The 12,562-nt window shown below is 46.1% G+C and carries 11 protein-coding genes and 1 other RNA gene; 6 read left to right on the top strand and 6 right to left on the bottom strand.

The window, feature by feature from the left end:
* The 3 genes from RMO35_RS16190 to RMO35_RS16200 form a co-directional block, all read left to right on the top strand.
* Positions 1–444, top strand: a 444-nt coding sequence (locus tag RMO35_RS16190; RefSeq protein WP_309742357.1) for a 2-phosphosulfolactate phosphatase, incomplete at its 5' end; no start/stop codon positions are given.
* A 217-nt stretch (positions 445–661) separates the two neighbouring features.
* Positions 662–1,771: a glycosyltransferase family 4 protein gene (locus RMO35_RS16195; RefSeq protein ID WP_309742358.1), complete on the top strand. Its 1,110-nt coding sequence runs from the start codon at positions 662–664 to the stop codon at positions 1,769–1,771.
* A 41-nt stretch (positions 1,772–1,812) separates the two neighbouring features.
* Positions 1,813–3,045 (top strand): lipid-A-disaccharide synthase-related protein, encoded by a 1,233-nt coding sequence (locus RMO35_RS16200; RefSeq protein WP_309742359.1) that lies wholly within the window; start codon positions 1,813–1,815, stop codon positions 3,043–3,045.
* A gap of 149 nt (positions 3,046–3,194) precedes the next feature.
* Here RMO35_RS16200 and RMO35_RS16205 read toward each other — a convergent pair whose 3' ends face one another.
* From RMO35_RS16205 to RMO35_RS16225, 6 genes are all read right to left on the bottom strand, one after another.
* Positions 3,195–4,328 carry a tetratricopeptide repeat protein gene (locus RMO35_RS16205; protein ID WP_309742360.1) on the bottom strand — a complete coding sequence of 378 codons (1,134 nt, stop codon included), beginning with the start codon at positions 4,326–4,328 and terminating at the stop codon, positions 3,195–3,197.
* A gap of 42 nt (positions 4,329–4,370) precedes the next feature.
* Complete coding sequence (locus tag RMO35_RS16210) at positions 4,371–4,658, bottom strand: hypothetical protein (protein WP_396135686.1); 288 nt, start codon at positions 4,656–4,658, stop codon at positions 4,371–4,373.
* Complete coding sequence (locus RMO35_RS16215) at positions 4,580–5,713, bottom strand: ATP-binding protein (RefSeq protein WP_309742362.1); 1,134 nt, start codon at positions 5,711–5,713, stop codon at positions 4,580–4,582. The genes RMO35_RS16210 and RMO35_RS16215 overlap by 79 nt, the downstream gene beginning before the upstream one ends.
* A 279-nt stretch (positions 5,714–5,992) precedes the next feature.
* Positions 5,993–7,726: an ABC transporter ATP-binding protein gene (locus tag RMO35_RS16220; RefSeq protein WP_396135687.1), complete on the bottom strand. Its 1,734-nt coding sequence runs from the start codon at positions 7,724–7,726 to the stop codon at positions 5,993–5,995.
* Between the two features lie 71 nt (positions 7,727–7,797).
* A complete protein-coding gene (locus RMO35_RS25400) occupies positions 7,798–8,025 on the bottom strand; it encodes a YgiT-type zinc finger protein (protein WP_310413132.1) in 228 nt (75 codons plus the stop codon).
* 51 nt (positions 8,026–8,076) lie between these two features.
* A complete protein-coding gene (locus tag RMO35_RS16225; RefSeq protein ID WP_309742363.1) occupies positions 8,077–9,351 on the bottom strand; it encodes a lipid-A-disaccharide synthase-related protein in 1,275 nt (424 codons plus the stop codon).
* A 165-nt stretch (positions 9,352–9,516) separates the two neighbouring features.
* Here RMO35_RS16225 and ssrA point away from each other — a divergent pair.
* From ssrA to RMO35_RS16240, 3 genes are all read left to right on the top strand, one after another.
* Positions 9,517–9,914, top strand: a transfer-messenger RNA (tmRNA) gene (gene ssrA / locus RMO35_RS16230).
* A 250-nt stretch (positions 9,915–10,164) separates the two neighbouring features.
* Entirely contained in the window at positions 10,165–11,226 is a 1,062-nt protein-coding gene (csaB, locus tag RMO35_RS16235) for a polysaccharide pyruvyl transferase CsaB (RefSeq protein ID WP_309742364.1), read from the top strand.
* An 84-nt stretch (positions 11,227–11,310) separates the two neighbouring features.
* Complete coding sequence (locus RMO35_RS16240) at positions 11,311–12,309, top strand: hypothetical protein (RefSeq protein ID WP_309742365.1); 999 nt, start codon at positions 11,311–11,313, stop codon at positions 12,307–12,309.
* Positions 12,310–12,562: the final 253 nt, after the last annotated feature.

Consider the following 12,562-nt stretch of genomic DNA (forward strand, 5'->3'; position numbering starts at 1 on the left):
ATCAGCACCACCAATGGTACCCGCACCTTGCAGCGCATCCAGGATGCCAAAATCGTCCTCGCCGCCGCTTTAGTCAACCGTCAAGCGATCGTCGATTATGTCGTCGCCCAGCAGCCAGAGACAGTCTGGATGGTAGGATCGGGATGGGAGGGCGACTACTCACTCGAAGATACCGTATGTGCGGGTGCGGTCGCCGATAGTATCATTACTAAATTGAATGTACCCTTGTCGGATGTCGCTGGTAATGATGAACTAGTAGCCTCGATCGCGTTATACCGTCAGTGGAAAGACAATCTTTTAGACTTATTTTACCTCGCCAGTCACGGACAACGCTTGGTACGACTAGAATGCTTTGACGATCTCAAATTCTGTGCGACTCCAGATACTCTAGATATCATCCCAATTCAAACTAGCGTAGGCGTATTGCAAGCCCATTCGCACTAAGTCGATGGGAATTTACTAACAATTGTGATGCTACCTCCAATTAACCTGTAGGGGTGCCCCTTGCTTGCACTGAGCGTAGTCGAAGTGTGGGTACCCAAAGGTTTCAGCCGTAGCGATAAAATTTAAACACTGCCATCAAATAAACTATCGGTGATGCCCAGTCGATCTTGTCAGTATTTAAACCCTAGTTGGTGGGCAGTGCCCACCCTACATAAGTATGGTAAATGCCAAGCATTTGGTTTATATTTTACCCTATCTAAATCTGGGCGGTACGGAAAGACAGGCATTAAGTCTGATGAAAGAGTATCAACACCGCTATCGAGTAACATTGCTTGCGCCAACGGGTAAAGGGTTGCCACCTTTTTTAGAACAAAAACTCGATTACTGTGAATTTACAGCCTGGGAACGTAACTTTTTCAAAGGATTGCGAGAACTAATTGCGGGAATTAAAGCCGCTCAAAAACGTCAATCGATCGATCTGATCCACGTTCATGGCGCACACGAACTAATGATTCCCGTGCGGTTATTATTTCCCAAATTGCCGATTGTATTTACCGTACATGGCTATCATGGAGCCAGTGCAGATGTCAGCTATCGCTTAGCATGTTTATTTGCTAATCTCTGGGCAACTAAAGTAATTTCTGTCTGTCAAACAGAGTCCGACATTTTAGTCAAATTTGGCATGAATCCCGCCAAACTAGAGATGATTTATAACGGCGTACCGACACCAATACTCGATCGATCCAAATTCACATCTTTAGCCGAGCGATTCAATCTCGATCCTACCACCCAAACAATCATCGGTACGGCAGCTAGACTATCCGAAGCCAAAGGATTGACGTACTTATTACAAGCTTTTGCTAGAGTGGCACAAGGTAAACCAAATTTACGTCTGGTAATTGCAGGCGTAGGTGAATTAGAGCAGCAGCTCAAGCAGCAAGCTCAAGATTTAGGAATTGCAGACAGGACAATTTTCACAGGTTATGTCAACGATTTACCTGAGCTAATGAGCTTATTTAACTTCTTTGTCTTGCCCTCGTTGCAAGAAGCCTGTAGTTTAGCTTGTGCTGAAGCAATGGCGCAACAAAAAGCCACCATCGGGACGACTATCGGCGGTATTGTCGAACAAATTGCCGATGGTAAAACAGGTTTTTTAATTCCGCCTAAAGATATAGACATGCTAGCTGAAAAAATGCAATACTTACTCGATCGACCCGAATTAGTCGATGAATTAGCACAAAATGGCAGAGCAAGATATGAAGAATACTTTGCACTCGATCGAATGTTAATTAAAACCGAATATTTATATTCTCAGCTTTTAACTTAGTCTTTATCTCTGCGCTCTTCACGCGCCTCTGCGGTTAAATAATGGACAGTTTAGACTCAAACCAGCCACCGAAAAAAGTTTTATTCATCAGTAACGGACATGGCGAAGATCTCAATGCCATTCAAATAGTCAAAGCCTTACGCCAACAAATCCCAGATGTCAAAATCGGCGCAATGCCGATCGTCGGTTATGGTAATGCTTATCGTAACTTAAATATCGATATTATCGGCCCCACCGAAGCATTACCTTCAGGTGGTTTCGTCTATAACGACAGGTTTAAACTGCTAGAAGATATTCGATCGGGTTTATTTACCCTACTCTGGCGACAGGTTCAATCCATTCGTAAATATAGTCAAGATTGCGAAGCAGTTTTTGCAGTTGGCGATGTCGTCGTACTGCTGGGTGCCTACTTGACAGGCAAATCATACATCTCATTTATGGTATCGAGTTCGGCATATTATGAGAATAGAATGCAGTATCCGAAACTGACAGAATGGCTGCTAAAATCCGATCGCTGTCAGCAGATTTTTACACGCGATCGCTACACAGCCGAACTGTTAAATAAACAGGGTTATGATAAAGCCATATTTGTCGGCTTTCCAGCGATGGATGCTTTAGAAATTACGGGGAAAGATTTGCAATTATCGCCAGTACCGCTAGTTGCCTTATTACCTGGAAGTAGATTGCCAGAAGCCGGAAATAATTTACAGTTACTTTTAGATTTAGCGATCGCGACAACACCATTATTTCCGAATGGGATTCAGTTTTGCGCCGCCGTCACGCCAAACTTATGCTTACCAGATGCGACTGGTACGATCCCGCTCCAACAGGTAGCAGCGGCAAGAGGGTGGGAATATCATCCGACAGGTTATTTGACTCATCCCGAGCATCAGATTAAGTTACGCTGCATTTACGACGCCTTTGCGGACATTTTACATCAGTGCGATCTTGTCGCGGGAATGGCTGGCACCGCGATCGAGCAAGCCGTCGGTTTGGGTAAGCCCATTATTCAAATTCCTGGTGCTGGCCCTCAGTTTACCTATACATTTGCCGAAGCGCAAATGCGGCTATTAGGTTCCTCGATTCAAACCATCGGTACCAAACCAGCCACGGCGGAAACGATCGTTCAAGCGGCGCAAGCGATTCAGCGCACGTTGGGGAATGCAGAATACCTCCAACAATGTCGTGAAAATGGACTAGAGCGAATCGGCGGTGCGGGGGGTGGCGACGCAATGGCGCGGGTTTTCGTCGATCGGTTTTTAAAAACCGATTGATATGTGCCGCTAACGATTGAAATCGTGGCTTGTGTTGCAAAGTCCGCCTACGCGGACTAACTATTTTTTAGATTAACCGAGAAGTATTGGGAAGGCTTGGAGATCGGGAGCTATCAATAGGGCAAATTTGCTTTTTAAGTCTTTTTTTACTATTTCTTTATTAAACGGCGCAGTGAAAATAATAAGACTATCACCACAACAGGCAAGCAAAACCATAATATCAGGGTTAATATTTTAATTACAAATACTGGTAAGTATTGCCAGCTCAAACCAATAATAGCGATAATTGCAATTATCCATCTAAACAAATCAATCGCTTTATCAGACTGTGAAAATTTACGATACTGGATGTTAAAGTAAATTCTCAGTTGTGCTTGAGTCAAGTCTATTATGGGTATCAAGCTTATGAGAGTTAAGAGCGCAAAAACTCCTGTCGAATATATCTGAAAGCCATTGACGTTGTAAAAATATAATGTCAGCGATAGTAGTGGTATTGCGGCGATATTCACAAACTTGAGAAAAGTTATAAGCCAAGCTTCCTTGATTGACAGTATTGAATAATGCCACTCTAATAAGTGACAGGCTAAGAACTTAGCATAAGGTCGATTTGGGTCGAGCCGAAGTGATTCTTGTAAAATCGATAAAATTCTATTTAAATCCTGTTTAGTATATTTTATTTTCCTTGATTTACAGCATAAAGCCTGAGCATAAACTTCGTGAGCTTCGGCACTTTCTGGATCGAGAGAGAGTAATTCTTCTGCTAAATCGATTGCTTCGATAATGCAGTTGTCATCATCAAGAGCTAATAGATTCTTAATTAAATATAATTTGGAATTAAAATGATTTGCTTCAATCTCTAAACCTGTTCGAGCAGCTTCAGATCCTTTGTCTAAAAAGTCTTTTTTCTGTTCATGTGGTAGTTCACGAGAACGTCCTCGCATCCAATAAAGTTCGGATAAAGATGCGTGAAAGTCGGGATACTCTGGATTTAAATCGATCGCCTCAAACAGATATTCTTCAGCCGAATCTAGTTGCTGCAATCGGATGTATATACAAGCTAAAACCCAATAGGGATAAGGATTCTCTGGTACTAGCTCGATTGCTTTTTTACCTGACTCGATCGCATCATCATGAAGAGACAGATCGAATAGACACATTGCCAGCATTGTATGAGCGCGGGCATCATCTGGGTTTTCGCTCAGATGTTTGCGAATTTCTTGCTCCGATCGATCGAATCGATTGCTCCCCATCAATAACCAAGCGCGATCGAGTGTTGTATCCATAACTTTATAAACGGTTTTAAATTTGAGATTGCGAGGCCAAAACTACATCTTCAGGTATTTTAAAATCTCGTCGTAATTACCATCCTGATTGGCATGAATGGCATAGTTACGTGCCGTGCTAAACCATTCGCGAGTAGAAGGTTTCACCCCGCTGGCTGCTGTGGCTAAATCCTTGGTAGTTAACGGTTGGGGAATGCCTGTTTTCATCGCTGCTTGGAGCTTCTTCTCCACCGCCAGATCTACCACTAGCTTCAAATCTGCCCCAGAACAGCCATCCGTCTTCTGGGCGAGGAATTGATAGTCGAGATCGATGTCGGCTTGCCCTGACACAGCAAACGCAGAATGCTGGCACGAGCGGCAGCATCTGGGGGTGGTACGAACAGGATGCGATCGAATCTACCAGGGCGACGAAAGGCGGTATCTAAATGCCACGGCGCATTAGTCGCCGCAAGAATCAGTACGCCCTCATTGGAATATTGCACCCCATCTAGCTCAGTGAGGAATTGGTTAATGAGTTGTTTGCCGCTACTTTGGCGCAGATCCGCGCGACTGGCGGCGAGCGCGTCTACTTCATCGAAAAATAAAACTGAGGGCTGATTTCGCCGCGCTCTGTCAAATAATCCATGCAGATTTTTCTCGCTATTACCGATCCACATGTTCAGAATGTCATTCAAACCGACGGGAATAAATCCCGCCCGAATTTCGCCCGCTGTGGCTCTGGCTAAATGGGTTTTACCGCAACCTGGTGGGCCGTATAATAGAATCCCACCCCCGATCGATTTACCATAGGCGCGATACATTTCGGCATGGGTGAGCGGATAAATAATCTTCAGGCGAATTTCTTCTTTGACATCTTCCATCCCACCCACATCTTCAAAGCAAATACTCGATTTCTCGATCCCTTCGGGGGCTGGTACATCAGGCTCGAAACCCTGAGCTTGCTTGACACCCAATCGATCGACTAATTCGGAATCCTGTAAACTGGGATCTTGGGAAATTGCTTTACGAAATTGTTGAGCGGCGGTATGCAAGTCACCCGATCGCATCAGTAGCCGCGCGTGGAGAGTTAAAATAGTAGCGGAAGTCTCGCCACGATCGAGTAAATCTTCGATGATTACTAACGCGGCGGAATCTTTCTCCTCCTGATAAAAGGCTCTCGCCAAACCCAGCTTGAGATCGAGATTGGCTGGTGCGAGGGCTAATGCTTGTTGAAATTCGATCGCCGCCGCCGCCGCTTCGCCCCGATTGAGTAACGTATCGGCGATATGTTGGCGGAGCGGGATATTATCGGGCGAGAACTTGAGTGCCTCTCGCAGTGGAAATAATGGATCGTTAGTAGTCATGCTGGGTAGCGGCAAAAATAGCACTACCTCTAGACTACCCATCTCGATCGCTGTAATTTCAGTTCTGGCGTAATGTCTGGAAAATAAATTGGAGCGACGATTTAGGGCAGATGGTGATGCAGTAGCAAGGATTACAGCCGATTTATTTTTAAAAACCGATTTTTTACCAGCATTATCGAGCTGGTGTCTTCATTGGTATTAAAGTAGGAAAAGCCAGGGCTAGTGCAGAAATTAGAAAATCTGTAGGTTGGGTTGAGCGATAGCAAAACCCAACTCACACACCAATATCCTCTAAATGTTGGGTTTCGAGGGAGATTTAGTCTAAGTTTGCTGGCTGAATTGTCGCGCATAGAATTGTGCATAGCGTCCAGATCGATCGAGTAGTTCGCTATGAGTACCTGATTCGATAATTTCACCATTCTCAATCACTAAAATCCGATCTGCTTTGCGGACTGTTGCCAGACGGTGAGCGATAATAAATACCGTGCGATCTGCCATGATTCGTTCGAGTGCTTCTTGCACTAATGCTTCAGACTCGGAATCTAGCGCCGAAGTTGCTTCGTCGAGAATGAGAATGCGGGGGTTGAATAATACCGCTCTGGCGATCGCAATCCGCTGTTTTTGTCCGCCCGATAAAGTCGTCCCTTTTTCACCAACGTAAGTATAATAACCTTGCGAAAGTTGAGAGATAAATTGATGAGCATTAGCAATTTTAGCCGCCTCTTCGACATCTTTAATATCGAATTCTGTCTGTCCAAAAGCGATGTTCTGAGCGATATGTCCTGAGAGTAATACTGTATCCTGGGGGACGATGCCAATCTGACGGCGCAGACTTTTGAGCGTTACATCGCGAATATCAACACCGTCAATCGAGATGCTACCAGATGAGACATCATAAAAGCGATTTAACAAACTGAGAATTGTACTTTTCCCTGCGCCAGAAGCTCCGACAAGCGCAATCGTTTCTCCTGGTTTGATACTTAAGTCGAATGATTTGAGAATTGATTTATCGGGCGTATAACCAAAACTGACATGCTGATAATCAATCTTACCTGTAATGCGGGGTAACTCGATCGCGTTAGGCTTTTCGATAATTGTGATTGGAATATTGAACAAATCAAAGACGCGATCGATTGAGGCTTCTGCCTGTTTGATCTCATTATAATTACCTGTAGTAATCGAGATTGGATCGATCATTAAGGCGATTGCAGTTGCATAACCCACAAATTTGCCTCCAGTCAAGTTTCCTAGCGAAATTTGCCAACCAGCCAAGACAAATAAGAACAAAATACTTGCTGCTTGGATAAAGCCAATAATCGGATACTGAAAAGCTTTGAGGTTTTCAGTACTGTATTTTGCTTGACGATTTAGCTCGGCTTCTTGCCCAAATCGAAAATTAGCATAATCCTCGGCTGCGAAAGCTTGAATCGATCGCATGTTGCCAGTAAATTCAGTAACCAATGAAGATAAATCTGAAGTTCTGTTCTGACTGCGGAGGGAGAATTTACGGAGTTGTTCTCCAAACCAGCCTACTAAAATAGCAATCAGGGGTGCCATAATAAACACAGCGATCGTCAATTGCCAATTTACCCAAACTAGATATCCCAAAATTAGGATTAATTGCAGTACACAAGGGATAAATTGATGAAAAATTTTGTAGATAACTTCAGCGACTCGATCGATATCTTCAGTCAAGCGATAGGCTAAATCCCCAGTCTGCACGACCTGAGTATAAGCCGAACCTACTTTTAGTAAATGATTGTAAATTCGTTTGCGTAAATCTAAGGTGACGGAAAATGCGACCTTCGCCATCAAAGCATCTTGTCCGTATTGAGCAATGCCCCGAATTACAAATACCAATCCACCAATTAAGCTGAGTTTAATTAATAACTCAACATTTCCCGCACCTAAATATTTAGATATATCTCCTGCTAAATATGCCATCAATGGCGAGAAAAGACTAAATACAACAACGCAGAATAAGCCGATGCTAATCATCTGCCAATGAGGATTCAGATAGGGAAGAAGTTGCCAATAGTTAGAACGCTGTTTCAAAAGACTCACTCGATCGCTAAACGACCTAATTATAGACGGGATTGGGTTTGAGTTTGTTCGCAAACTCATAACTAGTATGCGTAAACATCCATAGAAATTGTTTCGATCGGCTGAGAATTACTATGCAGCATCGATCTAATATGTTCTGTGGTCGCTCGGCTGAAGATCGCTTCTCCACAGTTAGAGCAAACTGTCGTAGGAATATTTGCCACAAGATGAAATTTGCCGTCAATTTGAAACACCTCGCTAATATTCTCGGCGTGAGACTTTCTCGAATTACAAATATGGCACTCAAACATTATGTTCTCCTGGTTTTGTAGTCAATCCATTTATTTTCATTTGGTTGTTAATTAATTCATGACTTCCATCAAACATTCAGCAATCCTGTGTGCGGCTCCAGGTTTACCCATCCGTAACAAACCATTCTGCGCGATCGATTGTAGTCGATCTGGCTGCTGCAATAGTTTCTGGATCTCCACTCCCACATCTTGCGGCTGAGATACTAAAATTACCGATTCACCCAATAGTCGCGTTTGCGCCTCGGCAAAACCTGGGGTAAACTGAGGGCCAGCACCAGGAATAGTAAAAGCAGGTTTCCCCAAACCGATGAATTGTTCCGTCGCCGTGCCCGCCATCGCGATCGCGCAGTCCCCTTTGTGCATAAACTGTGAGTAAGCTTGAGTACTGATGGCGATCGTGGCATTTTCGCGCTGATAATAAATTGTCCCCGCAGCGGGAATCAGCTCGGTTAGCTCCGCATCGGGATCGACAACTGGCAGCCAACCCGATCGACTGAGATCGCCCTGCAAGGTATCCAAATCTAGCGTCGGGACGATTGCAGCCAAACAGATGATCTGACGCTGCTTAAAGACCGAAATCAGACTAGTTACGGCGATAAGTACCTGCTCCCAATTGGCATAAGCCTCCGGCGGACGAGAACCAGGTAATAAGGTAACAATCAGCGGACGCGCTAGTTCGCGTTTGACCGATTGCGGCTGGTAAAATAGCGATCGGCTCGGCTCGGTGGCGACTCCATCCATCATCGGATTGCCCAGATCGAAAGCTGAGATTTGATGCTGTTGCAGAATTTCGGTAGTTAGCTTATCGCGGGGAAATACCGCCCGACACCTACTGCGACTCAACAACCACCGTTCCCACGGCAAGTAATAGGAGCCAGTTCTAACTTCGATCGAGTCTTGCTGTGATGGTAATATGTTCCCCTGACGATCGCGAATATAGTACTCCGATTTGGCCGTGCCGATAAAGGCATAATCCGCCCCACTCATCCAGGCAAATAATAGCGGCACGATATCGCCAACTGCCAGAATCTTACCCCCAGCTTGCGCCCAATTGCGAGCAGTCCGAATTTGCGCGATCGTCAATCCTACCAATCCCCCCTGAAGATCCCGCGCTAATTGCCGACTATCCTGATTGAGAAATCCTCCCGATGGCAGCGTTTGAACTTTACCCGCGATCGAGAAGTCATTATTACTATATGCCATGCCCACACCCACGATCGGCAAAGTAACTATTTCTGGCGGCTGGGCTAATTTTCGCAACTCTTGGAGCACTGGTAATGCGATCGCATCTTCACCATGTCCGTTGCTGATACAGAGTAATTTCATAAATTAGTGAATAGTGGATAGTGAATAGTGGATAGTAATAATAAATTAGATTCTGACACCCTAAATGCGCTTGCGCGTTACACTCCACAGCTATCCACTATTCACTATCCACTATCCACACTCCCCTCCCCAAATCCCTAAAAGTACTATATAATGAAAAAACTTGGGGCTGTAAAGGTTTCGACGTGTTGGCGAAAGCTGCACTGTGATACAGGTCGAGAGTGAGTCACCTCTCGTTAATATCGGCTCAAATAAATATAGATGCAAACAACATTGTACCTTTCGCTCGTAAAGCAGCTCCTGTAGCCGCCTAAAAAAAACTTACGATTAATTTCTAAGTCGAGCATTTATAGTATGACTCCGTTAATTACTATAACTAAACCCTCAACGGATGCTCTATCTAACCGTCTCTGGTAGGTTAAATAGCTAAGATTCATCAGAGCATCCTGCGACCTGGGATAATTGGTCACTCCCGTCTTGAGGATTAGATAGACTATACCTGTGAATGAGCGGAAAGTTAATACCCAGGGCGGACGGCAGTTCGACTCTGCCCAGCTCCATTAAATTAATTAGTAATTAATTGTTGATAATTAATAATTAAAAACTAGACCCCGATCGAGACTTACCTTTCGATTGGGGTCTAGTTTTTTATGCGATTTTAATTCCACCAAGCACTACCCTCTACCCTTTACCCTTTACCCTTTACCCTTTACCCTCTCCCATCTCCCATCTCCCATCTCCCAACCCAGGAAGTCTATTCAACTAGCTGAAGATGTAGAATATCTCTGAGGTATCGATCGGGTGTGCGACCAAATGACTGAGATCCAGGCTGTACTGTGTGGTTATTATGGCAAAGGTAATGGGGGCGATGAAGCATTGCTAGTGGCGATGCTAGAGATGTTACCGCCCCATGTGAAGCCACTGGTGCTGTCCGCCGATCCGCGCGCTACATCCAAGAGTTATGGCGTCAGAAGTTACGATCGAATGAATAGTGGAGCGGTAATTCGCGCCCTGCGAGAGTCCCAAGTTTTGATTTTAGGTGGCGGCAGTCTAATTCAAGATGCGACAAGTCTGCGTAATTCGATCTATTATGGGGGGCTAATGGGATTGGCGCAACAGTTTGGACTACAAACGATCGCGATCGCCCAAGGCATCGGCCCTGTAAGCAAGCCCCTGACTCGCTGGATTGCCAAACGGGCTTTTAGCAACTGTACGGCTTTAAGCGTCCGAGATACCGCCTCTGCCGCCTTGCTGGCGCAGTGGGGGATCGGTTGCGAGCTAGCTCCCGATCCAGTCTGGAGTATGACAGCGACACCAGTGCCCGAGATTGCCCAGATCGCCAGCCCGAAAATCGCCGTCACCTTGCGATCGCATCCCCAATTGACTAACGAACGCTTGGAGACCCTCACCACCGCCTTAGTAGACCTGCAAGCCGCCACTGGCAGCCATATTTTACTCGTTCCCTTTCAACCGACTACAGACATGAATATTGCCCAGCAAATTCAGGCCGAACTAACCGATAATAGTCAGATAATCACCCTGACAAATCCCAAACAACTTAAAGGTTTGTTTCAAGGAGTAGATCTGGCGATCGGAATGCGGTATCACAGTCTGATTATGGCAGCAGCGGAGGGCGCTAAATGTTGGGCGATTAGTTACGATCCAAAAGTCAGTAAACTCATGACCGAAATCGATCTCCCCGGCTGGGAACTAGCGGACATCCCCACCGATGCTGCCGCAATTACTCAAGCTTGGCAACAACATCTCACCACCGGGAAGGCACTGAGTCCGAAATCAGTGCAAAATCTCAGCCAACAATCCCGCGTTCATAAGAACTTGCTAACTGCGGCAATCGCACAGATTGAGATGACGTAAAGCGATTCTTCACCCAGTCCCCCAGTCCCCCAGTCCCCCAGTCCCCCAGTCCCCCCGTCCCCCCGTCACCCCCTCCATCCTGCCATGTCCCCAGCAGAACACTCTTCTCAAGCCAAAGCAGACCAAGCGATCGAGACTATTTATACCACAGTCGAAGCCCAACCCGATCGGACTGATTGGTTGACGGTCGTCAGCAATCTGCGGCAAATCAATCGTCAACTAGTCGAAGAAATTGCTAGGTTAGAGCAAGCCTTAGCATCTGCCAAGCAAACCTTACACACCCACAAAGAGCAGAATCAGAGCCACGAAATTACCATCCTCCAGCAACAAGACGAACTGCGTAACGCCCACGATCGCATCGGCTCGCTCTTTCAACAGCTAGAGACATCCCACCAAATCGGGCAACGCCAGCAAACACTGATCGAAACCCTCTCCCAACAACTCGAAATCGTCCAAACCATCGTCCCCCAAATCGAAGCCGAACACGAACAACTCCGCCACAAATATCAGCAGCAATCGCAAAAATTAACTAAAACCGAACAAGTTGCCGTCGAACTCCACCGTCGCCTCAAACTGCAACTCACCGCCACTCCTAGCGGCGAACTGTTGCCCCCAGCGGCTCCCAACACTACCGCACCTCCAGCAGCGCCACACCTGGATGACGACGCGATTTCCACTGCCCCAGCAAGCGATGAGATCGCCCCAGCAACTAGCTTTGACGCCGATAGCTTCACCCAAATCGAACCAGCACCACCGCAGTCCCAACTAGATGTTCCCCTGCGTCCATCGACACACTCAGTTGTCGCCGTTTCTACCGCTGCGCCAAGTGGGTGGCGCGAAGCAATTTTCCAAGACCGCGAGGCAAATCGCTACAACCTCACTGAGGAGCGCGGGATGGCCGCATCCGCCGAGATCGTTGCCAAAGAGAGTACCCAACTCAACCATCGGCTCGCCAAATCATCGCCTAATTGGCCAGCACCAACCGTCAGTCATCCTGCCCCTCAAGACGGTAATAGCGATCGCGTCGTCGCTAAACCTGTCAAAATCGATCTGCCCAAATTTCCGAAAAGACCAGCAAAATAAGTCAAGATTAGTTAGTTGCGATCCTGAAGCGCTGCGAGATCGAATCTATCTTCGATCGTGCAGCTATCCTCATTAATACCCACGCATTGACAAGATTGAATTCCGATCGTACCCCTACTCAGTCAGTAGGTTTCTTATTTAGATCTAAATATGTCCAAATTCCTGTCCGAAACGATCGTCGCGGTAATGTTAGCTAGCTTGACTAGCACCGTCCAGGCGCAAACACCCACATCAACTCCCACCCCGAAATTAC

The organism is Chamaesiphon sp. OTE_20_metabat_361 (genome assembly GCF_031364565.1).